The sequence below is a fragment of the Sphingomonas degradans genome (assembly GCF_053502645.1).
The window spans coordinates 1,488,348-1,511,961 of record NZ_CP177172.1 but is presented as its reverse complement, the minus strand read 5'-3'; the positions used below and the strand labels follow the sequence as shown (position 1 = coordinate 1,511,961).

Sequence of the window (23,614 nt, the reverse complement as noted above, 5' to 3'; positions counted from 1 at the left end):
TGCCATTACCTCGCAATGACCCAGGTGAGCGCGGCGGTGAGCCCGATCAGCATGATGAACGCATAGGTGTAGAGATACCCCGATTGAAGCTTGCCGGCAGCGACGCTGCCCATCCGGACGACCCAGGCCGAGCCGTTGGGGCCGAAGCGATCGATGCCCTTCTCGTCGCCCGCCTTCCAGAACAGCCGGCCAATGGCGAATGCCGGCCGCACGAACAGGAAGTTGTAGAGCTCGTCGAAATACCATTTGTTGAGCAGGAAGGTGTAGACGACGCGGAACTGCGACGCGACCTGCGCGGGGAAGGTCGGCGACGCGATATACGCGAACCACCCGATCGCCAGCCCGCTGAGCATCGCCACCGTCGCCGACAGCTTCACCCATACCGGCACTTCGTGCATCGCGTGCATCAGATGCTCGTTGAACGCGAGCGCCCCGTGCCAATAGCTCTCGCCCGCCGTCGGCTCGATGAACGCGCCATGGAACACGAAGCCTGCGAGGACTGCGCCGACCGATAGGACCAGCAGCGGGATCAGCATCACTATCGGGCTCTCATGCGGGTGATACCCCGCCGTGCCGTCGCCATGACCGTGATCGTGCGCCGCATGATCGTCATGCGCATGATGGTCATCATGGCCATGCCCGTGCGCATCGTGCACCGCGTGCTGGATATGCTCCGACGCGGCCCAGCGCGGCTTGCCGTAGAAGGTCAGGAAAACGACGCGCCACGAATAGAAGCTCGTCAGCAGTGCCACGAACACACCGACCCAGAAGGCACCCGGCACGCCGGCGGCCCAGGCCGCTTCGATGATCGCGTCCTTCGAGTGGAAGCCCGCGAAACCGAAAGCGGTGTTCCCGAAGATGCCGGGAATGCCGACGCCCGTGATGGCCAGCGTACCCGCCATCATCGCCCAGAAGGTCACCGGGATATGCTTACGCAGGCCGCCATAATAGCGCATGTCCTGCTCGTGGTGCATCGCATGGATCACCGAGCCCGCGCCCAGGAACAGCAGCGCCTTGAAGAAGGCGTGCGTGAACAGGTGGAACATCGCCGCGCCATAGGCGCCAACGCCCGCCGCGAAGAACATATAGCCCAGCTGCGAACAGGTCGAATAGGCGATCACGCGCTTGATGTCGGTCTGCACCAGGCCGACCGTCGCCGCGAACAGGCAGGTGGCGGCACCGATAAAGGTGATGACGCCCATCGCGACCGGGCTCATTTCGAACATCGGCGACAGGCGGCACACCATGAACACGCCTGCGGTCACCATCGTCGCCGCGTGGATCAGCGCCGACACCGGGGTCGGGCCCTCCATCGCGTCGGGCAACCAGGTGTGCAGGCCGAGCTGCGCCGACTTGCCCATCGCGCCGACGAACAGCAGCAGGCACAGCACCGTCATCGTGTCGAAACGGTATCCGACAAAACCAATGGTCGAACCCGCCATGTTCGGCGCGGCGGCCAGGATCTCGGGGATCGACACGGTGCCGAATACCAGGAACGTGCCGAAGATGCCGAGCATGAAGCCCAGATCGCCGACGCGGTTCACGACGAATGCCTTGATCGCCGCCGCATTCGCGCTCGGCTTGCGGAACCAGAAGCCGATCAGCAGGTACGACGCGAGGCCCACGCCTTCCCAGCCGAAGAACATCTGGACCAGGTTGTTCGCAGTCACGAGCATCAGCATCGCGAAAGTGAACAGCGAGAGATAGGCGAAGAAGCGCGGCTGGTCCGGCTCCTCGCTCATATAGCCCCAGCTATAGAGGTGGACGAGCGCCGAAACGCTGGTGACCACGACGAGCATCACTGCCGTCAGCGAGTCCACCCGCAGCGCCCAGGCCACGTCCATGTCGCCGCTGGTGAACCAGTGCAGCACCGGCACCACCATCGCTTCGGCACCGCCGCTCAGATAGCTGAGGAAGATGGGCCAGGAGAGTGCGCACGACACGAACAGCGCGCCGGTCGTGACCAGCTTGGGCAGCGTGCTTCCGAACGTCTTGTTCGCAAAGCCCGCGATCACTGCCGCAAGGAGCGGCAGGAATACGATGAGAAGAATGGACGACATCAGCCCTTCATCCGATTGACGTCGTCGACCGAGATCGTGCCGCGACCGCGGAAATAGATGACGAGGATGGCAAGGCCGATCGCGGCCTCACCGGCGGCGACGGTCAGCACGAACATCGCGAACACCTGGCCCACCAGATCCCCCAGCGCTGCCGAGAAGGCAACGAGGTTGAGGTTCACCGCGAGCAGGATCAACTCGATCGCCATCAGGATGACGATCAGGTTCTTGCGGTTCATGAAGATGCCCAGCACCCCCAGCGTGAACAGGATCGCCGAGACGACCAGATAATGGGTAATGCCGATCACAGCTCGACCCCCTGCCCGACTGGCGGATTCATGTTGCGCGTCGCATCCTTCGAACGGCGGTTGATCTGGCGGCTGATATTCTGCGGACGCAGGCCGCTGCGCTCGCGGTGCGTCAGCACGATCGCGCCGATCATCGCGACCAGCAGGACCAGGCCCGCGCCTTCGAACACGAACAGATAGCGCGTGTAGAGCAACTGCCCGATCGCGACGATGTTCGGCACGTCGGCATCGACCGGGGCGATGCGGCGACCGAGCTGGATGCCGCCCGCGCTATAGGCGCCGACCGCGATCACGATCTCGGCGACCAGTGCCACCGCCAGCGCCAGCCCGATCGCGGCATAGCGCATCACGCCCGCCCGCAATTCGGCGAAGTCGATGTCGAGCATCATCACCACGAAGAGGAAGAGCACCGCGACTGCGCCGACATAGACGATCACCAACAGCATCGCGATGAACTCGGCGCCCGCAAGCACCATGAGTCCCGCGGCGTTGAAGAACGCCAGGATCAGCCAGAGCACCGAATGCACCGGATTGCGCGACAGGATCGTCAGCGCGCCACTGGCGAGGACGATGGTCGCGAAGAGGTAAAAGGCGAGAAGCTGGATCATTACTTTCCCGTCACCCCGGCGCAAGCCGGGGCCTCAGGCGATGGGGCCGCACGCTCGCGGCACGAGATCCCGGCCTCAGCCGGGATGACGGAATAGCTTTGCATCATCATGCGTCCCACTTTTCGCGTGCGCTTAACGGTACGGTGCATCGGCGGCAAGGTTCGCGGCAATCGCGCGCTCCCAACGATCGCCGTTCGCGAGCAGTTTTTCCTTCTGGTAAATCAGCTCCTCGCGCGTTTCGGTGGCAAATTCGAAATTCGGCCCCTCGACGATCGCATCCACCGGGCAGGCCTCCTGACAGAGGCCGCAATAGATGCACTTGGTCATGTCGATGTCGTAGCGCGTCGTGCGGCGGCTGCCGTCGTCGCGCGGTTCGGCCTCGATCGTGATCGCCAGCGCCGGGCACACCGCCTCGCACAGCTTGCACGCGATGCAGCGTTCCTCGCCATTGGCATAGCGGCGCAGCGCATGCTCGCCCCGGAACCGCGGCGACAGCGGGTTCTTCTCGAACGGATAGTTGATCGTCGCCTTAGGCTTGAAGAAGTATCGCAGCGTCAGCCAGTGCGCCTTGATGAACTCCCACAGCGTGTAGGAACGGATGATCTGAGCGACGCTCATGCGGGCACTCCGACGCGGGTCAGCATAAGGAACCCGGAAACAAGGAACACGAAGATCAGCGACAGCGGCAGGAAGATCTTCCAGCCCAGCCGCATCAGCTGGTCATAGCGATAGCGCGGAACCGTAGCCTTGATCCACGAAAACACGAAGAAGAAGAACAGGATCTTCGCGAAAAGCCACAGGATGCCGGGCACCATGTACAGCGGCGCCCAGTCGAACGGCGGCAGATAGCCACCCCAGAACAGCGTCGCGTTGAGCGTGCACATCAGCAGGACGTTGGCATATTCGCCCAGCCAGTAGAGCGCGAACGCCATCGACGAATATTCGGTCTGGTAGCCGGCGACCAGCTCGCTCTCCGCCTCGGTCAGGTCGAACGGCGCGCGCTGGGTCTCCGCGAGCGACGAGATCAGGAACACCACCGCCATCGGGAAGAGCAGCGGGTTGAACCCGAAGCCGTTGACGAAGCCGTACAGCCCCTTCTGCGCCTCGACGATGCCGCCCAGGTTGAAGGTGCCGGCCCACAGCACGACCGAGATCAGCACGAACCCGATCGACACTTCATAACTGACCATCTGCGCGGCTGCGCGGATCGCCGAATAGAACGGGTATTTCGAGTTGGACGACCAGCCCGCCAGGATGATTCCGTACACGCCCAGCGACGATGCCGCGAGCACATAGAGCAGCCCGACATTGATGTTCGCCAGCGCGACCCCGGCCTGGAACGGCACCACCGCCCACACGATCAGCGCGACCGTGAAGGTGATGATCGGCGCCATCAGGAACAGCGTCTTGTTCGCGCTCGACGGGATGATGGTTTCCTGGAGGAACACCTTCAGACCGTCGGCGAACGACTGGAGCAGGCCCAGCGGGCCGACCACGTTCGGGCCACGCCGCAGCGCCATCGCCGCCCAGATCTTGCGATCGGCATAGATGATCATCGCCACGGCCAGCATCAGCGGCAGCGCGATGACGAGGATGTCGATCAGCGTCGCGACGAACCAGGCCCAGCCATAGGGCAGCCCGAGATAAGTGAACCAGGAGGTCATTCCGCCGCCTCTGCGAAGTCTTCGCCATGGACCAGTTCGGCCGAGCAGCGCTGCATCGTCGGCGACGCCCGGCAAATGGCGTTGGTGAGATAGAAATCGGCGATCGGATAGGTCACCGGGCCCGATGCTTCGGACGCGAGGCTCGGCGGCGCCCAGTCATAGCGGACCAGCCCTTCCTCGCCCAGCGCGGGGACGTCGCTCTCCATCGCGGCGCGCAGTTCCTCGAACGTGTCGAAGGGCAGCGTCACGCCCAGCTTTTCCGAGAGCGCGCGCAGGATCGTCCAGTCCTCACGCGCATCGCCCGGTGCGAACACCGCACGCTCGGCGCGCTGCACGCGGCCTTCCAGGTTCACATAGGTGCCCGGCTTTTCCGCATAGGTCGCGCCCGGCAGGATCACATCAGCGTGATGCGCGCCCTTGTCGCCATGATGGCCGATGAATACCTTGAAGCTGCCGGCGAACGCCGCGAAATCGACTTCGTCGGCGCCCAGGAAGAAGGCCAGCTTCGGCGCGGCCGCCGCGATGTCGGCGATGCCGCCCTTCTGCGCATAGCCGAGCATCAGCCCGCCCATCCGCGCAGCCGCAGTGTGGACGACGTTGAAGCCGTTCCATGCCGGCGCGTCCTCGGTCGCGGCGCGCTGGAAGCTGCCCGCCACCGCGAGTGCCGCGCCATGCGCGCCCTTCAGCGCGCCGGGGCCCAGGATCAGCAGCGGCTTCTTCGCCGCCTCGATCACTTCGGAAACCTCGGCTGGCATCTTGCCGAGCAGGCCCAGATCGTCGCCCAGCCACTGAACCTTGTAGGTCAGATCAACCTCGGGCCCGATCGCGAAGACCTTGGCACCCTTCTTGATCGCCTTGCGGATGCGCGTGTTGATGAGCGGCGCTTCCCAGCGCAGGTTGGTGCCCACCAGCAGGATCGCGTCGGCATTCTCGACCTCGGCGATCGTGCTGTTGAATGCGACGGCGCCCAGATTGGTCACGTCATAGGCCATGCCGGTCTGGCGGCCTTCGAGCAGGTCCGAACCCAGGTTCTTGAGCAGCGCCTTGGCCGCGTACATCGTCTCGCAATCGAGCAGGTCGCCCGCGATCGCCGCGACGCTCGACCCGGCATTGACCGCCGCGATCGCCGCGAACGCTTCGTCCCAGCTCGCCTCGACCAGCTTGCCGTCCTTGCGCACGAACGGGCGGTCCAGACGACGGCGCACCAGCGCGTCGACATGGTAGCGCGTCTTATCGTGCGCCCATTCCTCGTTCACGTCCTCGTTGATGCGCGGCAGGACGCGCATCACCTGACGGCCACGGCTGTCGAGACGGATGTTGGTCCCCACGGCATCCATCACGTCGATCGACAGGTTCCGCTTCAGCTCCCACGGACGATATTCGAACGCCACCGGCTTGTGCGTCAGCGCGCCCACCGGGCACAGATCGACGACATTGCCCGACAGTTCGCTGTGGAACGCCTTTTCCAGATAGGTCGTGATCTGCATGTTCTCGCCGCGATAAATCGCGCCGATATCCTCCACGCCGGCCACTTCCTCGCCGAAACGGACGCAGCGGGTGCACTGGATGCAGCGGGTCATGATCGTCTTGACGATCGGGCCCATATACTTCTCGGTCACCGCGCGCTTGTTCTCGGTGTAGCGGCTATGGCCCTTGCCATAGGCAACCGACTGGTCCTGCAAGTCGCACTCGCCGCCCTGATCGCAGATCGGGCAATCGAGCGGGTGGTTGATGAGCAGGAATTCCATCACGCCTTCGCGCGCGGCCTTCACCATCGCGCTGTCGGTGCGGATTTCCTGGTTGTCGGCGGCGGGCAGCGCGCACGAAGCCTGCGGCTTGGGCGGCCCCGGCTTCACTTCGACCAGGCACATACGGCAATTGCCGGCGATGCTCAGCCGTTCGTGATAGCAGAAACGCGGAATCTCCTTGCCCGCGGCCTCGCAGGCCTGGAGCACGGTGGCGCCTGCCGGCACCTCCACTTCGATTCCATCGACTGTGAGCTTGGGCATTACTCTGCCGCCTCTTGCATTGGTTCGGTGCCGCCGGACTGGCGCTCGGTGATCCGGCGCTCGATCTCGGGGCGGAAATGGCGGATCAGGCCCTGGATCGGCCACGCAGCCGCGTCGCCCAGCGCGCATATGGTGTGGCCTTCGACCTGCTTCGTCACCTGGTGCAGCGTGTCGATCTCGCTGATGTCGGCGTCGCCGGTGCGCAGCCGTTCCATCACGCGCCACATCCAGCCGGTGCCCTCGCGGCACGGGGTGCACTGGCCGCAGCTCTCATGCTTGTAGAAATAGGAGAGCCGGCTGATCGCGCGGACGATGTCGGTCGACTTGTCCATGACGATGACCGCCGCCGTGCCGAGGCCCGAGCCCAGCGCGCGCAGGCCGTCAAAGTCCATCGGCGCGTCCATGATCTGCGCCGCCGGCACCAGCGGCACCGACGAACCGCCGGGGATCACGGCAAGCAGGTTGTCCCAACCGCCGCGAATGCCGCCGCAATGTTTTTCGATCAGCTCGCGGAACGGGATCGACATCGATTCCTCGACCACGCACGGCCTTTCGACATGGCCGCTGATCTGGAACAGCTTGGTCCCCTTGTTGTTCTCGCGCCCGAAGGACGAGAACCATTCGGGACCGCGCCGCAGGATCGTCGGCGCAACCGCGATCGATTCGACGTTGTTGACCGTGGTCGGGCAGCCATAGAGGCCGGCACCCGCCGGGAACGGCGGCTTCAGGCGCGGCTGGCCCTTCTTGCCTTCCAGGCTTTCGAGCATCGCGGTCTCTTCGCCGCAGATGTACGCGCCGGCACCGCGATGGACGAACACGTCGAAATCATAGCCCGAGCCACAGGCGTTCTTGCCCACCAGACCGGCGGCATAGGCCTCGGCCACGGCGGCGAACAGCGTCTCGGCCTCGCGGATATATTCGCCGCGAATGTAGATATACGCCGCCCGCGCGCGCATCGCGAAGCCCGCGACCAGCGCGCCTTCGATCAGCAGGTGCGGATCGTGACGGATGATCTCGCGGTCCTTGCACGAGCCGGGTTCGGACTCGTCGGCGTTGATGACCAGGAAGTTCGGGCGATCCGCGCGCGGCTCCTTGGGCATGAAGCTCCACTTCATGCCGGTCGGGAACCCCGCCCCGCCGCGACCGCGCAGGCCGGATGCCTTGATACGATCGATGATCGTGTCCTGCCCCAGCGCCAGCAGCGCCTTGGTATTGTCCCACGCACCGCGCGCCTGCGCCTCGCGCAGGTTCCACGGCTGATAGCCGTAGAGGTTGGTGAAGATGCGGTCCTTGTCCTGCAGCATCAGACGCCGCTTCCCTTGTTCTTCGCGAACATCATGTACACCACCACCGCGATGCCGACGACGATCAGCGGCCCGAGCAGCGAGAACGTCGCCTTGAGCACCCAACCGGCGACTACGATCGCGCCGATGATCGCCAGGATGGTGACGATCAGGTTCTTGTTGTTGCCGCTCATGCCCATTCCCCGCGATAATCGTGGTTCTCGGTCACCATCGCCGCGAGGTTCGTCGGCTCGCCCAGCGGCTCGACCGTGTGGCGTCCCGGCTCCTGCGTGCCCGGCTTGGGGCTCTCGCCCTTGGCCAGCGCGTCGAGGATCGCGACGGTGCGATCATAGGTGAGGTCTTCGAAATTGTCGTCGTTGATCTGCACCATCGGCGCCGACGCGCAATTGCCCATGCACTCGACTTCGGTGAGCGTGAACAGCCCGTCCTCGGTCGTGTGCCCCTTCTTGAGCCCGCGCGACTTGCACGCGGCCATCACGTCGTCCGAACCGCGCAGCATGCACGGCGTCGTGCCGCAGACCTGCACATGGTAGCGGCCGACCGGCACCAGATTGAACATGGTGTAGAAGGTCGCGACTTCGAACACGCGGATATAGGGCATCGACAGTTCGCGCGCGACGAACTCGATCACCGGAACCGGGAGCCAGCCCTGCGTGTTCGTCTCGGCGCCCACCTGACGCTGCGCCAGGTCGAGGAACGGGATCGTGCACGACATCTGGCGACCCGCCGGATAGCGGCCCATGATCTCGCGAGCCTTCTCGGCGTTCGCCTCGGTCCAGGCGAAATTGCCCCAGCGCGCGCGGACTTCCGCTTCGTCGGGGAGTTGGGGTGCGTCAGCCATCAGCGGATAAACTCCACCCGATCGACCTTGTCGTCGGAGAACGTATAAATGGACATCACTTCAAACGGCTCGGCCTCGGGCGAACGCGCGACCTTTTCGTGCAGGACGACCGTGTCGCCGAGCGCGTAGCTCGCGAGGATGTCGGCGCGGTTGTGCGGGAACTCGGCGAACATCGCCTTGAGGCCCGACCGCACGCCTTCGCGGCCCTCGCGCAGCACGGCGCCGCGATAGGTGGCCTCGCACGCACCGTCGGTCATCAGTTCGACATAGGCGTCGGCATCCTGCGCGTTGTAGCGCGCGATCATCTCGTGCGCGGTGGCAATACGGTCGGCGCTCACCGGTCGCACTCCCCGAACACGATGTCCATCGCACCCAGAATGGCGGTGATGTCGGCGAGCATGTGGCCGCGCGACATGAAGTCCATCGCCTGCAGGTGGCTGAACGCCGTCGGGCGCACTTTGCACCGATACGGCTTGTTGGTGCCGTCGCTCACCAGGTACACGCCGAACTCGCCCTTGGGGCTCTCGGTCGCCACATACACTTCGCCCGCGGGCACGTGATAGCCTTCGGTGAAGAGCTTGAAGTGATGGATCAGCGCTTCCATCGACTGCTTCATCTCGCCGCGCTTGGGCGGGGCGACCTTGCGGTCGAGCGTCAGCACCGGGCCTTCGGGCATTTCGTTCAGGCACTGCTTCATGATCCGCGCCGACTGGCGGACCTCTTCGACGCGCACCATGAATCGGTCATAGCAATCGCCGCGCGTGCCCACCGGAATATCGAATTCCATGCGGTCATACACGTCATAGGGCTGCGACCGACGAATGTCCCAGGGGATGCCGGCGGCGCGGATCATAGGGCCGGAAAAGCCCCATGCGATCGCGTCCTCGCGGCTCACCGTCGCGATATCGACGTTGCGCTGCTTGAAGATGCGGTTCTCGGCCACCAGGCTGATCGCATCCTCGAACAGGCGCGGCAGGCGCGTGTCGAGCCAGTCGCCGATATCGGTCAGCAGCTTGAGCGGCACGTCCTGCCGCACACCGCCGACGCGGAAATAGTTCGAGTGCATGCGGGCGCCCGAAGCGCGCTCGAAGAAGTTGAGGCAATCCTCGCGGATCTCGAACAGCCACAGGTTCGGCGTCATCGCGCCGACGTCCATCACGTGCGAACCCAGGTTCAGCATGTGATTGCAGATGCGGGTCAGCTCGGCGAAGAACACGCGCAGATACTGGCCGCGCAGCGGCACTTCCAGATCGAGCAGCTTTTCGACCGCGAGCACATAGCTGTGCTCCATGCCCAGCGGCGAGCAATAGTCGAAGCGATCGAAGTACGGCAGCGCCTGCGTGTACGTCTTATACTCGATCAGCTTCTCGGTGCCCCGGTGGAGCAGGCCGACATGCGGATCGATCCGTTCGATGATTTCGCCATCCAGCTCGGTGACGAGGCGCAGCACGCCGTGCGCCGCCGGATGCTGCGGGCCGAAGTTGATCGTGTAGTTCGCGATCTCGGTATCGCCGGGCTGCAGCTTGTCGCCATCGGTCCGGCCCTCGATCTCGTCGAGATATTCGGTCATGCGTTCTGCCCCTTGCCCGGGCCCACATCGGGGTCGGCGGGCTTCTCGTCGGCCTTGTTGCCCGGATGGGGCTGGCCGGCGCCGGTCGTGGCGGTGCTTTCGCTCGTCTTGGGCGTCTCTGCCTTCGGCTCGACCTTCTGCGCAGGCGCAGGGGCCGCAGGAGCGGGCGTCGGTGCGCCGGCTGCCTGGGGCGCCGCCTTCTCGTCGCCCGGCAGCACGTAATGCGCGCCTTCCCACGGGCTCATGAAGTCGAAGCTGCGGAAGTCCTGTGCGAGGCTCACCGGCTCATACACCACGCGCTTGGCTTCTTCCGAATAGCGCAGCTCGACATAGCCGGTCTGCGGGAAGTCCTTGCGCAGCGGGTGCCCCTGGAAACCATAGTCGGTCAGGATGCGGCGCAGGTCGGTGTTGCCGTCGAACAGCACGCCGTACATGTCGTACACTTCGCGCTCAAGCCAGCCCGCGACCGGCCAGATACCCGTCACCGACGGCACCGGCTTTTCCTCATCTGTCGTCACGCGCACGCGAATGCGGTGGTTCCGGGTAAAGGACAGCAGCTGGTACACCACGTCGAACCGATCGGGCCGCGCCGGATAATCCGCGCCCGCGATTTCGCTGAGCTGCTGATATTCCAGACCCGGCGTGTCGCGCAGCGCGAGCATCGCCTCGACCAGCGACTCGCGCGCCACCGTTAGCGACACTTCGCCCACGGCATCCTTCGACTCGATCAGCATCGCACCGAGCGCAGCCTGCGCTGCCTCGATCACGCCGTCGTTCGCGGCGTAGCGGGGAGCAGGCGCCCTCACCGTTCCATCGTCCCGATACGGCGGATCTTCCGCTGGAGCTGCATCACGCCATACAGCAGCGCTTCGGCGGTCGGCGGGCAGCCGGGGACATAGATGTCCACGGGCACGATCCGGTCGCAACCGCGCACGACGCTGTAGCTATAGTGATAATAGCCGCCGCCATTGGCGCAGCTGCCCATCGAAATGACGTATTTCGGCTCGGACATCTGGTCGTACACGCGGCGCAGCGCCGGGGCCATCTTGTTGCACAGCGTGCCCGCGACGATCATCACGTCCGACTGGCGCGGCGACGCGCGCGGGGCGGCGCCGAACCGCTCCATGTCATAGCGCGGCATGTTGACGTGGATCATCTCCACCGCGCAGCACGCCAGGCCAAAGGTCATCCACCACAGCGAGCCGGTACGGGCCCACTGGAACAGCTCTTCGGTCGAGGTGACAAGGAAACCCTTGTCGCCCAGCTCGGCGTTGATGTCGTCGAGGAACGCGACGTTCGGCAGCGTTCCCGGCGGCGGAGGGCTAAGCTCTACTCCCACTCCAGCGCACCTTTCTTCCATGCATAAACCAGACCGAGCGCAAGCTCGGCAATGAAGATCATCATCGAGAACCAGGCGGTCCAGCCCAGGTCGAACACCGACACCGCCCAGGGATACAGGAAGGCGGCTTCGAGGTCGAAGATGATGAAGAGGATCGCGACCAGGTAGAAGCGCACGTCGAACTGGCTGCGCGAATCCTCGAATGCGGGGAAACCGCACTCATATTCGGTCAGCTTTTCGGGCGTGGGCTGGTGCGTGCCCGTCAGGCGCCCGACCACCATCGGCAGGAACACGAAGGCGCTCGAAAGCACCAGCGCGACGCCGAGGAAAAGCAGGATCGCCAGATATTGCGATAGATCGATCAAGGTGCCTTCTCGCGGATGCGGAATCTGAGGCGGCTTCTAGGCCGGTGACCCGAGTGCGGCAAGGGTCCAAGCCTGTGAGAATAACTCGCAATAAGCAGCGTGCCCTAGCGTCAGTCGAGCGGGTTGACGTTGACCGCCACCGCCTCGCCCCCGATCCGCGCCATGACGAACGCGCCTTCGGCCCCGGGTCGGGGTTCGGCGGGGGAAACCTCGATCGCGCAGAGCGAGTCGATCAGATAGCCCTTGCACGCGCCGTCCGCAGCCTCGGTGCGCAGAACCAGCAGGTCCGCAAGATTCCCCAGCGCCGGCATGGCGGGGTCCAGATCGAACAGCGGCAAGGCGCGCCCGCGATGGTCGGCAAGCCCCCGCATCCCCGGCACCACGCCCGCAGTTGCCGAGCTAAAACCGGGGAAGCGTATGATTTCGCGGACTTTATCCAGTCGGCACGCATGGAAACGGGTGCCCGCCCGGATGATGAGGTGGCGCTGGGATCGCGTTGCCCCGCCCTCGGCCGCGGCTGTGCCTGCACGGGCGCCGGTGGGTCGGCACAGTTCGGCCATGCGGACAAATTCAGGATGATTGCGGCAGGCGTCGCTGTCGATCATCAGATTTTGCCCCGACGCCGGATCGTGGAACATCCCCGCAAACAGCGTGAGCCCCTGCCCCCAATTGTCCGGAATGGGCTCGATCTGCGACGCCAGCAGACGCGTGATGCCGCGCATCTGCTCGACGATCACGCAGATATAACGCGACTCGGCGATCCGCAGCACGATGACCGCGCCATTGGCATCCGGCTGCGGCTCGCCCGACAGCCCCAACGCCGCGAGATCGCCGAGCACCGGCACTTCGAAGCCGAGATAGTCGACCAATTGCCGCCAGCGCTCGGTCGGAACCGGGCTGGGCCGCAGCGATGTCAGCGGGACCGTGCCGGCGGTCAGTTCGGCATCGACGCCGATCTTCACGCCCCCGGTGGTGATCATCACCGCCGGGCGGCGCTCGCCATCGCTGGCGAAGCGCGCGTCGCTGCGGTTTCGGGTCCGCGCCATCGGCATGCCGGGCAACGCGAACAGCGCATGCGGATCGAGCACGCGCACCACCTGCTCGCCCCGCACGAAGCTGCGCGGGACCAGGCACTGTTCTGTCGCGCGAAGCTGGGTCTCTTGCAGGTCATGCTGCTCGACTCGTTCGATTCCCGACACCGAATCGAGCCGGATGCCGAGCAGCCAGTCGCCCTCGCACACGACCACGATGATCCCGCGCGGCGCGTCGCGATCTTCGGGAAGCCCCAGCATCGCGCGGGGGTCGATGACGGGGATCACCGAGTCGCGGATCACCACGCTGCCGATCAGGCCCGGCGCGGCACCGAAGGGCGCGGCCAGCGTCGGCGGGCACGGCACAACCTCGCGGACAAGCGCCGCCGGGATCGCCACGTCCTGCCCGGCCAGCCGCATCATGCCCAGTTCGAGGGTGCCGGGGTGCGCCGTTGTCGTCACATCGCAAGGGCGGTCTGGGGCGACGGCCGCCACGTCACGCGGCCCGATCCTGCGTGGACGACACCAGTTCGCCGATCAGCGACACCACCTGGCGCGAAACGCCCTCCTGCGCCTCGACCGAACCCGAAATCGCACTGATCGCTACGCCAGTTTTTTGGACACAGTCAGCGATCCGTTCGAAAGCCGCGCGGGCATCACGAGAACGCTCGGTTCCAAGTTGCACGCGATCGATCGACTCTTCGATCAGACGCGTAATTTCCTCGGCGGCGGCGGCGCTGCGTTCGGCCAGCTTGCGAACCTCCTCGGCGACAACCGAGAAGCCAACGCCGTGCTCACCCGCGCGCGCCGCCTCGATCGCCGCATTGAAGGCGAGCAGGTTGGTCTGGCTGGCGAGATCCCCGATCGTGTCGATCGTGTCAGCGATCTTGCCCGAGGATTTCTGGATCAGATCAATCGCATCCATCGCGCCGGCGATGGCGCTGCTACCGTCCGTCGCGGCGCCTTCGGTCTCGCGCGCAAGCCCGATCGCCATCGCCGCACCCGAGCTGATCGACGTGATTGCACCATCGAGCTCGCCGACCATCCCGCTCATCGCCGCACTCTTTGACTCGATCTTCTGCTCCAGCAGAACCTGCTCGGTCACGTCATAGGCATATTTGATGACGCGCGACGGCTTGCCCTGAAGGTCGTACACCGGGTTGTAGCTGGCCTGGATATAGACATCCCGCCCGTATTTCCCGATCCGGTGGAAGCGACCGCTATGGGACTCCCCACGGTTCAGCGATCTCCAGAAGTCGCTATATTCCCTGGTTTTCAGGTAGCGCTCTTCACAGAACATCGAATGGTGCTGCGATTGTACCTCGCGCAACGTGTACCCCATGGTGCTCAGGAAATTCTCGTTCGCGCGCAGGATGGTTCCATCCATGTCGAATTCGATCACGGCAAGGCTGCGCTCGACAGCTTCGGCACGGCTGTGCGCCTCGATCGCGCGAATCTTGTCCGCCGTTATGTCCGTCGCGAACTTCACGACGCGGACCGTGCGCCCCTTGGCATCGAGGATCGGGTTGTAGATCGCCTGGAGCCAGATTTCCGCACCGCTTTTTGTGACGCGCTTGTATTCGCCAGAGAAGAACTCGCCTTCTCTAAGGTGCTTCCAGAACACACTATATTCGGAGCTTTCGGTATATGCCGGATCACAGAACATCCGGTGATGCTTTCCGACAATCTCCTCAAGACGATAGCCCGTCACGTCGAGGAAATTCTCGTTCGCGGTCTGCACCGTGCCATCCAGCGAGAACTCGATCACGGCACGCGCACGGTCTATTGCGCGGAGCTTACCTTCAAAGGCCGCGGTGCGCAGCTTCTCTTCGGTAATGTCCATCGCCATCTTGATGACTTTGTGAACCACGCCGTCCGGCCCTTTGACCGGTGCGTAGCTCGCGCGGATCCAGACTTCGCGCCCGCCATTGGCGATCCGCATGAACTCGCCGTCCTGCAGTTCGCCGTTGCGCAGCGCTCTCCAGAACCCGCTATAGCCGGTACTGGCTGCGTAGCCCTGTTCGCAAAACATGCGATGGTGCTGGCCAACGACTTCGTCCTCGGCATATCCCATGAACGCAAGGAATCGCCGGTTGGCGCGCAATATCGTGCCGTCGGGCGCGAACTCGATAACTGCTTGAAACTGATCGATCGCCTGCGCCAGTTCCGAGAAAGCTTTACATTCATCAGACGAATTCGGCGACAAGGCCGATCGATCTGCTGCGGAATTCTCTACGCTCATCGCTTGGTCAGGCTCCCAAAGGCACAGCCCCCATCTCGGCGAACCAACTCGCTTCCGTGCGGACTTGCCCTTGATTTATAGAGCCATCGAAAGCGCAGGCTTGGACACCAACGCTCAGTAAATGTACCGGGAATCGCCTTCAGCGAAGGGCGTTGGCGACCAGCTTGTGCAGTTTCGAGTGGATCGCGTCGTTCGCCGCCAGGAACTGGTTGCGCTCGCGTGCCATGTCCTGCCCGCGGAAATCGGTCACGAAGCCGCCGGCTTCCTTGACCAGCAACATGCCCGCCGCGACGTCCCACGGCTTCAGGTGCGATTCCCAATAGCCGTCGAAACGCCCCGCCGCGACCCAAGCCAGATCCAGCGCAGCCGAGCCCAGACGGCGGATCCCCGCCACTTCGGGAGCGACCGCACCGAAGATGCGGCTCCACTCGACGAAATCGCCATGCCCCATGAACGGGATGCCGGTGGCGATCAGCGATTCGAACAGGTCGCGCCGCGACGATACGCGCAGCCGCTGGTCCTGGAGCCAGGCACCCCGGCCCTTTTCGGCCCAGAAGCTCTCATCGGTCAGCGGCTGATAGATCAGCCCGCTGGTGATTTCCGACCGCCCCTGCGCGCCCATCGGCTCCTCGACGGCGATCGAGATGCAGAAATGCGGGATACCGTGGAGGAAGTTGCTGGTGCCGTCGAGCGGATCGATGATCCAGCGCGGCTTGTCCGGATCGCCGGGCAATTCGCCACCTTCTTCGGCCAGGATGCGCCAGTCGGGACGCGCCTTGCGCAGTTCCTCGATGATGGTTTCCTCGGCGCGCTTGTCGGCCATCGAGACGAAGTCGGCAGGCCCCTTGCGGCTCACCTGGAGGTGCTGGACCTCGTTGAAGTCGCGACGCAGGCGCGGCGCGGCCTTGCGCGCGGCGCGTTCCATGACGGTGAGGAGGCCGGAGTGGGAAACCATTATAGGGAGCCTTTGCGCTCGAAAACCAGGATGCGGGCTTCGCCCACGGGATGCGCGACATGGGCGTCGCCGGCGTCGGCAACGAACATGTCCCCGGCACACAGCCGGGCCACCTGTTCGCCGCCATCGACACGGTAATGCATGTCGACTTCGCCATCGAGGACACAGAACAGCTCGCCCCCATCGTTGACGTGCCAGCGATAGGGCTGGTCCGTCCAGTGGAGCCGCGCGGTCGCGCCCTCGATCTCAACCAGGTCGCGCGCGCCCCACGCCGCGTCGGCGCGAAAACTGCGTGCGTCCTGGATGATGCGGGCCATCAGTCGGCGCGCTTGACGTAGGTTTGTTCGTACACGTCGACGACGATGCGGGTGCCGGCGGCGATGTGCGGCGGCACCATGATGCGCACGCCATTGTCGAGCACGGCGGGCTTGTAGCTCGAAGAGGCCGTCTGGCCCTTCACCACGGCATCCGCCTCGACGATCGTCGCTTCGATCGTATCGGGCAGCTGGACGCTGATCGGACGCTCGTCATACAGCTCCATCACCACGTCCATGCCGTCCTGCAGGAAGGCTGCGGCATCGCCCAGGATGCCCGCGTCGAGCGTGATCTGGTCGTAGGTGACCTTGTCCATGAACGTCAGCGCATCGCCGTCGCGGAACAGGAACTGGAAATCGGTGGTGTCCAGGCGCACGCGCTCGACCGTCTCCGCCGAGCGGAAGCGGACGTTGTTCTTGCGGCCGTCGATGAGGTTCTTCATCTCGACCTGCATGTAGGCGCCGCCCTTGCCGGGCTGGGTGTGCTGAATCTTGACGGCGCGCCAGATGCCGCCTTCATATTCGATGATGTTGCCGGGACGAATGTCCACGCCGCTGATCTTCATGGGATCGAGACCTGTTTGCCTGAGAAAGAGCGAAGGCAGCGCCTTTAGCTGCGGACGGTCTTTCTAGCAAGCAGCGGATAGGGATTGATGTTGGTCCCTTCCCACCATCGCTCGCCGGGGCGCATCATCTTGATCTCGAAATGCAGATGCGGAGCCCCGCCCGCCGCGCTGCCGGTGTTGCCCACGGTGGCGATCACGTCCCCTTGGCGCACTGCCTGACCCTCGGCGACGCGATAGGCGTCGAGATGGGCGTAGTAATGGATCGTGCCGCCATCCGGGGTGCGCACATACAGCGTGTGGCCGCCGTTCGCGCTTTCGAACTGCTTCTCCACCTTGCCCGATGCCGCCGCCAGCACGGGCGTGCCGCGAGGGGCCATGATGTCGATGGCGTGATGGGCACGGCTGCCGTCGCCGCGCGTATCGCCCCAGCTGTCGGCGAGTTGATCGGGCGAAACCCCGGCGACGGGTATGACCAGCGCCGCCTCGCCGCCCTCCGCCTGCGCCTCTGCGGGGGCGCGGGGCGGCGGAGCGGATGCGGGACCGAAGGTGACCCGCACCATCGACGCAAAGGCCGCCACGGTCAGCAGCAACAGCGCCGCAAAGCCCCATCCGATCCGTCGCGCCCAGACCATATTGCCCTACTCCTGAAACACCGCCTTCGTCCCCGGCTTGACCATCAACGCCAGCCGCGCGGCGTCCCAGTTGGTGAGGCGGATGCAGCCATGGCTCTCGGTCCGGCCGATCGTCTGCGGCTCGGGCGTGCCGTGGATGCCGTAATGCTCCTTCGACAAGTCGAGCCAGACGACGCCCACCGGCCCATTGGGCCCCGGCGGCAGCATCGCCTTTTCATCGCCCGGCTTGGCATCCCAGAACAGGTCCGGGTTGAAGTGGAACTTAGGATTGGTGTCGGCGCCGTTGATCTTCCACGTGCCGATCGGCAGCGGGTCGTGCTCGCTGCCCATGGTCGCGCTGAACTGCGCGACCAGCTTGTCGTTCTTGTCGAGCACGCGCAGCACCTTGTCGGACTTGTCGACCACGATGTGATCCGCCTCGGGCTGCTTCGCATCGACGTTGAGCTCGGCGAGCGTCCTGCGCCATTCGGGCTTGGCGTCGGCGGGATAGTCGCGTGACGCGGGCAGCGCGTTGGGGAACACGAACACGGCGTTCGGCGCGATCGCCGCGCCGCCGGGGTTCAGCTCGACCAGCACTTCGGGCGTGGTGTGGAACATCTCCGCCAGCTTCTCCAGCGGGCGGGCATAGCCCAGTGTCTTCAGCTTGGCCTGCTCCGCCGGGTCCTTGGGCATCGGATTGACGAAGGGCCCCTGCAATCCTTCCGTCGGCACGGCCAGGCGGCGCACCGGGCGCCAGTCGCGATAGGCGTGGAGCGCCCCCAGCGTCGCCGGATCGAGCGTGCCCGTGCGGCGCAGGCCCCGGCTTTCCTGAAACCCCTTGAGCGCCGCAACCAGCGACTGGCCCTCGCGCCCGTCCAGGATGCCGGGCGAGAAGCCGAGATGGTCGAGGATCACCTGCGCGTGCAGGATGGTGTAGTCGATCGGGGGCTTCGCAGGCGCAGCGGTCGGCTGGGCAAGGGCGGTGCCCGCGCCAAGCACCAGGACACAGGCGGCAATTCCGGTACGCACAGGCAGTTCTCCCTTGTCTCAAGGGGGTAACGAGCCGACCGGCGGTTGTTTCCACAGGGAAACGAACTGGACACACTCGCGCCGCGCCTGCACCATGCCCGCCCATGCGGAGGACCAAACGAACGGCGGACAGCGTGTTGGGCTCGCCCACGCGCAATCTCGTCTCGATCCTGTCGTTCGTCGGCGTCGTCGCGGTGGCGGCGACGATTGCCTATATGGCGGCGGGGTGGAGCTTTACCGACGCATCCTACATGGTGGTGCTTACGGTGTTCTCGGTCGGCTATGGCGAGGTCCATCCGATCGATACCACCTATCTCCACGTCGTCACCATGGCGACGATGATGCTGGGCTGCACCGGCATGATCCTGTTCACCGGCGCGCTGGTGCAATTCCTTACCGTCATGCAGATTCGCCAGATCTTCGGGGGCACGCGCATGCACAGTCGAGTCGAGAAGCTGTCCAACCACGTTATCGTCTGTGGCTATGGCCGGATCGGCGTGATGGTGGCCGAGGAACTGGGCCGCGCGGGGATGCCGCTGGTGGTGCTGGACCGCAATCCGGCGCGACTGGCGGAGGCGGAGGCCGCGGGATTCCTGTGCGAACCGGGCGACGCGACCGAGGAGGAGGCCTTGGTGAGCGCCGGGATCGCGCGCGCGCGCGTGCTGGCGACGGTGCTGCCCGACGATGCGGCCAATGTCTTCATCACGCTTTCCGCGCGCAATCTGAACGCCGGCCTCGAGATCATCGCCCGGGGCGAGGTGCCCGCGACCGAGCGCAAGCTGCGCCAGGCGGGCGCGGACCATGTCGTCCTGCCCACGCATATCGGCGCCGAACGGATCGCGCGGATGATCCTCTACCCCGCGAGCAACGACCTGATCGACGATGCGCGGCTGGGCAAGGCGCGGACCGAGCTGGGCGAACTGGGCCTCGACCTGGAAAAGGTGCGCGCGGTGAAAGGCGCGGCGATGTGCGGGATCACCGTCGCCGAAGCCGAGCGCCGCGCGGCGGGGGCCCTGTTCATCGTCCAGATCAACCGCGGCGAGGACGGCCGAATGGTCCGCCCCGCCCCCGACGAGCGCATCGAGCCGGGCGACGAAGTGTTGATCGTCGTCCGCGACTCGTCCCGCGCGGCAAAGGCACTGTTCTCAACCCGCGAGGAAATCCGCGCGGGCCGCAATCGCTTCTAGTGGTCCGATTCTGACATTTGCTACCCCTTTCAGCATGGTCAGGGGCAAATGTCAGAATCTCCAGGACCACTAGTAATTATCTGATTATAGTGGATTTTGTGATTTTGACATTCGCAGCGAGAGCTGCGCGGCAAGCGGATGCGAATGTCAAAATCAATCCACTAGCGGGCGAGCAGATCGGCAAAGGCGCGCACCGCTGCCGCCTCGTCGCCGCCCCACACGGCACCGCTCACTGCCAGGAAGTCGGCGCCCGCTGCCACCAGCGGGGCTGCATTGGCGGGTGTGATCCCGCCAATAGCGACGCACGGGATTTCGAACACGGTGGTCCACCAGCTGAGGATCGCCGGTTCGGCCTGATGCCGGGTTTCCTTGGTCGTGGTGGGGTAGAAGGCGCCGAACGCGACATAATCCGCCCCCGCCTCCCCCGCTTCCATCGCGAGGTGACGGCTATCGTGGCACGTCACGCCGATCTGCGCCGTGGGGCCCAGCACCGTCCGCGCCTCCCGCGCGTCGCCGTCGCCCTGCCCCAGATGCACGCCATCCGCGCCAAGCCGCTTCGCCAGGCTGATGCTGTCGTTGACGAGGAACGCGACGTCGGCATCGCTGCAAATCCGCTGAAGCGGCTCGGCCAGGCGCACCGCCTCGTGCTGGTCGACACCCTTCACCCGAAACTGGAACGCCGCCACCGGGCCGGCGTCGAACGCACGCTTCAGCCGATCGGCAAAGCCGCCGGTCACGTCGAGCGGGGAAATCAGATAGAGCTGGCAGGGCGGACGGCGATCGTCGCGCACGAATTGCTCGGCAAAGCCTTCCAGCGCGTTCTCGCCAAACGGGGCGTCATCGGGTTCGGTCATGCGCTTCGCATTCCACTGCGCGGCGCCTGCGGTCAAGCGAGTCCCGGTCAGTCGGTGTTGGGCGCCCGCGTGCCATCCAGCTCCACATACATATCGGCGGCGATCGCCCGGTCGTCGGAATCGCCGTTGCGCAGCGCATCGGCGCGGGCACGCAGCCGGTCGCGGCGTTCGCCCTTCGGCAACGCGGACAGGGCGACATATTCGCGCACAGCCTTCACCCAGAGCGAATCGAGGCTCTCGACGTCCTCGGAATCGCGAGCGAAGGGGCTGCGGAACGGCACCAGCTGGCCTTTCTCGTCGCGCACCAGGAACAGCAATAGCTTCATGCCGCGCGCAAAGGTGTAGCGGACGCAACCGCCGATCATCGCGCCGCGATTGGCCCTGCGCAGCTCTTGCGGATCGCTCCGCCACACTCTGCCCCTCCCCACGGGCGCGAGTCCGGCCCCGGCGATTTCCACCTGCGGCGGCATCGCCGCGCCCTTGAGCAGGGCAATCGGCTTTGTGAGAACAACGCCGTCCCACGGCTCCTTCGTGCGGCGCTCACCGACCACCTCGGCGACGACGATGGCCTCGGCCTCCTCCGCCATGTCCAGCGTGGTGGGCACTTGGTAGCCGGGAACGGGGCTGCACGCGGTTGCGGGTACCGCCGAAAGTAACGACGCAGCACCCGCTGCCGCCAACAGCTGCCGGATCACAGGCCGCCACCTCTCTGGAAGCTCGCCGCTGCCACGGGCCTTGTCTCCGCGCTCAGCTCGAACCCCGCGATCAGCGGCCGCCCCTTGGCGATCGCGTCGCGCACGGCGGGCAGTTGCAGCGAGGCGGCATGGCTCGCCTTGTCGTCCCAAATCTCGGTGATCCAGATCGCGTCGAGATCGGCGGCATCCTCGGCGATAAGATAGGCGCGGCAACCGGGCATCGCGCCCGTCCCCGCCGCCAGAATGGCAATCAGCGCGGCGCGCTGGCCGGGCTTGGCCTTCATCTTGCCGACCATCCCGAACGCGGCATTGCCCTGTTCGGCGACCGCCTGCGCCGCCAGCGCGGGGCCGCCCAGCATGGCGAGTGCGAGGCCCGCCAGTGCCGGGCGGCGCGCGATCACGCTTCCTGGCCCTGATAGATGCCCACCAGCCGGTCGAGCATCGCCAGCGCCTCGTCGCGAGGGCGCTGGAAGGTATTGCGGCCGATGATCGATCCGTTGCCGCCGCCGTCGCGGATGTCGCGCGCGTCCTGGTACACGGCGTCGGCCCCCTTGGCCGCGCCGCCCGAGAACACGACGATACGGCGCCCGTTGAAGCAGCTCTTCACGACATGGCGGACGCGGTCCGATTGCGCCGACCAGTCAGTGCCTTCATAGGCTTTCTGCGCTTCCTTCTGCTCGATATGCGCGGTCGGCAGCTTCACCTTGATGATGTGCGCGCCCAGCAGCGCCGCCATGTGCGCGGCATAGGCGCCGACGTCGAGGGCCAGTTCGCCGTCCTTCGACAGCTTGCCGCCGCGCGGATAGGACCAGAGGACCGTCGCGATCCCGACGGCCTTGGCCTCGGCGGACAGTTCCTTGATCTCCTCCATCATGTCGAAAATGTCGTCGGCGCCCGGATAGATGGTGAAGCCGATCGCCGCGCAGCCCAGCCGCAGCGCGTCGTCCACGCCGCCGGTCACGGCCTGGTTGATGCCGGTGGCCCAGCTGTTGGAGCTGTTGACCTTGAGGATGGTCGGGATCTGGCCGGCAAAGGTGTCCGCCCCCGCCTCGATCATGCCCAGCGGCGCGGCATAGGCGCTCAGCCCCGCGTCGATCGCCAGCTGATAGTGATAATGGGGGTCATAGGCATCGGGATTGACGGCGAAGCTGCGCGCGGGGCCATGCTCGAACCCCTGGTCGACCGGCAAAATGATGAGCTTGCCCGTGCCGCCCAGCTTGCCCTGCATCAGGATGCGCGCAAGGTTCGCCTTCACGCCCGGATTGTCGGATTCGTAGTTGGCGAGGATCGCTTTTACCGCTGGCGTGATGCCCATTTGTTGTCCTTCGGTGGTGTCGATGCCGGGGTCCCTATCGCGGTAGCGCAGTACGGAAAAGGCTGACAACGTTGCCCAAATGGTGCGGTGCCAAATGAGTTTTGGCAATGCAAAACAACCAGATAACCTATCCGTGATTTGGTACTTTATTGGTAACGCAAATACTATAATTGACGCGCGGTGAGGCGATCGTACACTGGATCGCGCGGGGAAAATTTGGGGGGAATCATGAAGTGTGATCGGCGCGCGCTGCTGGGTCTTGGCGCGGGACTGTTGTTGCCCCTGCCTGCCATCGCCGCCGCGAAAACCCCCAAGGTTGGGCAGCCCGCGCCCGAGGCCGAACTGACGCTGATCGACGGGACCAAGGTCAGCTTGTCGGAGATGCGCGGCGACGTCGTGGTGCTCAACATCTGGGCGACATGGTGCGTGCCGTGCCGCACCGAATTGCCGCTGCTCGACACCTATTACCGCATCAACAAGAAGCATGGCCTGCGCGTGTACGCGCTGACGACGCAGGATTCGGCGCCGCTCTTCAAGATGAAGGAATTGTTCGCCGCGATGACCATCCAGCCGACGCGCCGGATCAAGGGCCCCTACACGGCGATCGAGGGTGCAGTGCCGTCCAATTACGTGATCGACCGCGCGGGGACGGTACGCTGGGCGGCGGCCGGTTCGTTCGATCTGAATGCCCTGAACGCGCTGCTGGTCCCGCTGTTGCGCGAACCCGCCGGCGCATGAGGGGGAGGCCGA

At 65.1% G+C, this 23,614-nt stretch carries 27 protein-coding genes; 2 read left to right on the top strand and 25 right to left on the bottom strand.

Annotated features, from left to right (window positions below; translation table 11 throughout):
* Positions 1-5 precede the first annotated feature (5 nt).
* The 21 genes from nuoL to ACG3SL_RS06640 all read right to left on the bottom strand — a co-directional run bounded on the left by nuoL (position 6) and on the right by ACG3SL_RS06640 (position 18,813).
* Positions 6-2,060: an NADH-quinone oxidoreductase subunit L gene (nuoL, locus tag ACG3SL_RS06740; protein ID WP_448664367.1), complete on the bottom strand. Its 2,055-nt coding sequence runs from the start codon at positions 2,058-2,060 to the stop codon at positions 6-8.
* On the bottom strand, positions 2,060-2,365 hold the full coding sequence (gene nuoK, locus ACG3SL_RS06735; RefSeq protein ID WP_448664366.1) for an NADH-quinone oxidoreductase subunit NuoK: 306 nt from the start codon (positions 2,363-2,365) through the stop codon (positions 2,060-2,062). The genes nuoL and nuoK overlap by 1 nt, the downstream gene beginning before the upstream one ends.
* On the bottom strand, positions 2,362-2,973 hold the full coding sequence (locus ACG3SL_RS06730; RefSeq protein WP_448664365.1) for an NADH-quinone oxidoreductase subunit J: 612 nt from the start codon (positions 2,971-2,973) through the stop codon (positions 2,362-2,364). The genes nuoK and ACG3SL_RS06730 overlap by 4 nt, the downstream gene beginning before the upstream one ends.
* Positions 2,974-3,105: 132 nt before the next feature.
* On the bottom strand, positions 3,106-3,591 hold the full coding sequence (nuoI, locus tag ACG3SL_RS06725) for an NADH-quinone oxidoreductase subunit NuoI (RefSeq protein ID WP_448664364.1): 486 nt from the start codon (positions 3,589-3,591) through the stop codon (positions 3,106-3,108).
* Positions 3,588-4,637 (bottom strand): NADH-quinone oxidoreductase subunit NuoH, encoded by a 1,050-nt coding sequence (gene nuoH, locus ACG3SL_RS06720; protein ID WP_448664363.1) that lies wholly within the window; start codon positions 4,635-4,637, stop codon positions 3,588-3,590. Before nuoH ends, nuoI begins: the two co-directional genes overlap by 4 nt.
* Positions 4,634-6,646 carry an NADH-quinone oxidoreductase subunit NuoG gene (nuoG, locus tag ACG3SL_RS06715; RefSeq protein ID WP_448664362.1) on the bottom strand — a complete coding sequence of 671 codons (2,013 nt, stop codon included), beginning with the start codon at positions 6,644-6,646 and terminating at the stop codon, positions 4,634-4,636. The genes nuoH and nuoG overlap by 4 nt, the downstream gene beginning before the upstream one ends.
* Positions 6,646-7,950 carry an NADH-quinone oxidoreductase subunit NuoF gene (gene nuoF / locus ACG3SL_RS06710; protein ID WP_448664361.1) on the bottom strand — a complete coding sequence of 435 codons (1,305 nt, stop codon included), beginning with the start codon at positions 7,948-7,950 and terminating at the stop codon, positions 6,646-6,648. The genes nuoG and nuoF overlap by 1 nt, the downstream gene beginning before the upstream one ends.
* Positions 7,950-8,123, bottom strand: a complete 174-nt coding sequence (locus ACG3SL_RS06705; RefSeq protein ID WP_448664360.1) for a hypothetical protein — start codon at positions 8,121-8,123, stop codon at positions 7,950-7,952. The genes nuoF and ACG3SL_RS06705 overlap by 1 nt, the downstream gene beginning before the upstream one ends.
* Complete coding sequence (locus ACG3SL_RS06700) at positions 8,120-8,791, bottom strand: complex I 24 kDa subunit family protein (RefSeq protein WP_448664359.1); 672 nt, start codon at positions 8,789-8,791, stop codon at positions 8,120-8,122. The genes ACG3SL_RS06705 and ACG3SL_RS06700 overlap by 4 nt, the downstream gene beginning before the upstream one ends.
* A complete protein-coding gene (locus tag ACG3SL_RS06695) occupies positions 8,791-9,129 on the bottom strand; it encodes a nuclear transport factor 2 family protein (RefSeq protein WP_448664358.1) in 339 nt (112 codons plus the stop codon). Before ACG3SL_RS06695 ends, ACG3SL_RS06700 begins: the two co-directional genes overlap by 1 nt.
* The gene (locus ACG3SL_RS06690) at positions 9,126-10,361 is read right to left on the bottom strand and encodes an NADH-quinone oxidoreductase subunit D (protein ID WP_448664357.1); all 1,236 of its coding nucleotides are present in this window, start codon (positions 10,359-10,361) and stop codon (positions 9,126-9,128) included. Before ACG3SL_RS06690 ends, ACG3SL_RS06695 begins: the two co-directional genes overlap by 4 nt.
* Complete coding sequence (locus ACG3SL_RS06685; protein WP_448664356.1) at positions 10,358-11,167, bottom strand: NADH-quinone oxidoreductase subunit C; 810 nt, start codon at positions 11,165-11,167, stop codon at positions 10,358-10,360. Before ACG3SL_RS06685 ends, ACG3SL_RS06690 begins: the two co-directional genes overlap by 4 nt.
* Positions 11,164-11,700 (bottom strand): NuoB/complex I 20 kDa subunit family protein, encoded by a 537-nt coding sequence (locus ACG3SL_RS06680; RefSeq protein ID WP_044331698.1) that lies wholly within the window; start codon positions 11,698-11,700, stop codon positions 11,164-11,166. Before ACG3SL_RS06680 ends, ACG3SL_RS06685 begins: the two co-directional genes overlap by 4 nt.
* Positions 11,691-12,065 carry an NADH-quinone oxidoreductase subunit A gene (locus tag ACG3SL_RS06675; protein WP_448664355.1) on the bottom strand — a complete coding sequence of 125 codons (375 nt, stop codon included), beginning with the start codon at positions 12,063-12,065 and terminating at the stop codon, positions 11,691-11,693. The genes ACG3SL_RS06680 and ACG3SL_RS06675 overlap by 10 nt, the downstream gene beginning before the upstream one ends.
* Before the next feature lie 110 nt (positions 12,066-12,175).
* Complete coding sequence (locus tag ACG3SL_RS06670; RefSeq protein WP_448664354.1) at positions 12,176-13,558, bottom strand: chemotaxis protein CheW; 1,383 nt, start codon at positions 13,556-13,558, stop codon at positions 12,176-12,178.
* Between the two features lie 34 nt (positions 13,559-13,592).
* Positions 13,593-15,338: a methyl-accepting chemotaxis protein gene (locus ACG3SL_RS06665; protein ID WP_448664353.1), complete on the bottom strand. Its 1,746-nt coding sequence runs from the start codon at positions 15,336-15,338 to the stop codon at positions 13,593-13,595.
* Positions 15,339-15,477: 139 nt separating this feature from the next.
* The gene (locus ACG3SL_RS06660; protein WP_448664352.1) at positions 15,478-16,293 is read right to left on the bottom strand and encodes an inositol monophosphatase family protein; all 816 of its coding nucleotides are present in this window, start codon (positions 16,291-16,293) and stop codon (positions 15,478-15,480) included.
* Entirely contained in the window at positions 16,293-16,610 is a 318-nt protein-coding gene (locus ACG3SL_RS06655) for a cupin (RefSeq protein ID WP_448664351.1), read from the bottom strand. Before ACG3SL_RS06655 ends, ACG3SL_RS06660 begins: the two co-directional genes overlap by 1 nt.
* Positions 16,610-17,173, bottom strand: a complete 564-nt coding sequence (gene efp, locus ACG3SL_RS06650; protein ID WP_448664350.1) for an elongation factor P — start codon at positions 17,171-17,173, stop codon at positions 16,610-16,612. Before efp ends, ACG3SL_RS06655 begins: the two co-directional genes overlap by 1 nt.
* A 44-nt stretch (positions 17,174-17,217) precedes the next feature.
* Entirely contained in the window at positions 17,218-17,805 is a 588-nt protein-coding gene (locus ACG3SL_RS06645; protein ID WP_448664349.1) for a M23 family metallopeptidase, read from the bottom strand.
* A 6-nt stretch (positions 17,806-17,811) separates the two neighbouring features.
* Entirely contained in the window at positions 17,812-18,813 is a 1,002-nt protein-coding gene (locus ACG3SL_RS06640) for a L,D-transpeptidase family protein (protein WP_448664348.1), read from the bottom strand.
* A gap of 134 nt (positions 18,814-18,947) precedes the next feature.
* Here ACG3SL_RS06640 and ACG3SL_RS06635 point away from each other — a divergent pair, with 134 nt between their 5' ends.
* A complete protein-coding gene (locus tag ACG3SL_RS06635; protein WP_448664347.1) occupies positions 18,948-20,000 on the top strand; it encodes a potassium channel family protein in 1,053 nt (350 codons plus the stop codon).
* Between the two features lie 161 nt (positions 20,001-20,161).
* Here the strand turns inward: ACG3SL_RS06635 and thiE are convergent, their stop codons facing one another.
* From thiE to ACG3SL_RS06615, 4 genes are all read right to left on the bottom strand, one after another.
* A complete protein-coding gene (gene thiE, locus ACG3SL_RS06630; RefSeq protein WP_448664346.1) occupies positions 20,162-20,854 on the bottom strand; it encodes a thiamine phosphate synthase in 693 nt (230 codons plus the stop codon).
* Positions 20,855-20,901: 47 nt separating this feature from the next.
* Entirely contained in the window at positions 20,902-21,459 is a 558-nt protein-coding gene (locus ACG3SL_RS06625) for a hypothetical protein (protein WP_448664345.1), read from the bottom strand.
* A gap of 86 nt (positions 21,460-21,545) precedes the next feature.
* Positions 21,546-21,950 carry a putative quinol monooxygenase gene (locus ACG3SL_RS06620; protein ID WP_448664344.1) on the bottom strand — a complete coding sequence of 135 codons (405 nt, stop codon included), beginning with the start codon at positions 21,948-21,950 and terminating at the stop codon, positions 21,546-21,548.
* Positions 21,947-22,864, bottom strand: a complete 918-nt coding sequence (locus tag ACG3SL_RS06615) for a class I fructose-bisphosphate aldolase (protein WP_448664343.1) — start codon at positions 22,862-22,864, stop codon at positions 21,947-21,949. Before ACG3SL_RS06615 ends, ACG3SL_RS06620 begins: the two co-directional genes overlap by 4 nt.
* Before the next feature lie 228 nt (positions 22,865-23,092).
* Here ACG3SL_RS06615 and ACG3SL_RS06610 point away from each other — a divergent pair, with 228 nt between their 5' ends.
* Entirely contained in the window at positions 23,093-23,602 is a 510-nt protein-coding gene (locus tag ACG3SL_RS06610) for a TlpA family protein disulfide reductase (protein WP_448664342.1), read from the top strand.
* The last annotated feature ends 12 nt before the right edge of the window (positions 23,603-23,614 follow it).

Coding starts and splice junctions, on each gene's coding strand:
- nuoF (WP_448664361.1), bottom strand. CDS start 7,950: ATGCTGCAGGACAAGGACCGCATCTTCACCAACCTCTACGGCTATCAG.
- ACG3SL_RS06665 (WP_448664353.1), bottom strand. CDS start 15,338: ATGAGCGTAGAGAATTCCGCAGCAGATCGATCGGCCTTGTCGCCGAAT.
- ACG3SL_RS06690 (WP_448664357.1), bottom strand. CDS start 10,361: ATGACCGAATATCTCGACGAGATCGAGGGCCGGACCGATGGCGACAAG.
- nuoH (WP_448664363.1), bottom strand. CDS start 4,637: ATGACCTCCTGGTTCACTTATCTCGGGCTGCCCTATGGCTGGGCCTGG.
- nuoL (WP_448664367.1), bottom strand. CDS start 2,060: ATGTCGTCCATTCTTCTCATCGTATTCCTGCCGCTCCTTGCGGCAGTG.
- ACG3SL_RS06660 (WP_448664352.1), bottom strand. CDS start 16,293: ATGGTTTCCCACTCCGGCCTCCTCACCGTCATGGAACGCGCCGCGCGC.
- ACG3SL_RS06645 (WP_448664349.1), bottom strand. CDS start 17,805: ATGGTCTGGGCGCGACGGATCGGATGGGGCTTTGCGGCGCTGTTGCTG.
- ACG3SL_RS06700 (WP_448664359.1), bottom strand. CDS start 8,791: ATGGCTGACGCACCCCAACTCCCCGACGAAGCGGAAGTCCGCGCGCGC.
- nuoI (WP_448664364.1), bottom strand. CDS start 3,591: ATGAGCGTCGCTCAGATCATCCGTTCCTACACGCTGTGGGAGTTCATC.
- ACG3SL_RS06615 (WP_448664343.1), bottom strand. CDS start 22,864: ATGGGCATCACGCCAGCGGTAAAAGCGATCCTCGCCAACTACGAATCC.
- efp (WP_448664350.1), bottom strand. CDS start 17,173: ATGAAGATCAGCGGCGTGGACATTCGTCCCGGCAACATCATCGAATAT.
- ACG3SL_RS06705 (WP_448664360.1), bottom strand. CDS start 8,123: ATGAGCGGCAACAACAAGAACCTGATCGTCACCATCCTGGCGATCATC.
- ACG3SL_RS06730 (WP_448664365.1), bottom strand. CDS start 2,973: ATGATCCAGCTTCTCGCCTTTTACCTCTTCGCGACCATCGTCCTCGCC.
- thiE (WP_448664346.1), bottom strand. CDS start 20,854: ATGACCGAACCCGATGACGCCCCGTTTGGCGAGAACGCGCTGGAAGGC.
- nuoG (WP_448664362.1), bottom strand. CDS start 6,646: ATGCCCAAGCTCACAGTCGATGGAATCGAAGTGGAGGTGCCGGCAGGC.
- ACG3SL_RS06610 (WP_448664342.1), top strand. CDS start 23,093: ATGAAGTGTGATCGGCGCGCGCTGCTGGGTCTTGGCGCGGGACTGTTG.
- ACG3SL_RS06655 (WP_448664351.1), bottom strand. CDS start 16,610: ATGGCCCGCATCATCCAGGACGCACGCAGTTTTCGCGCCGACGCGGCG.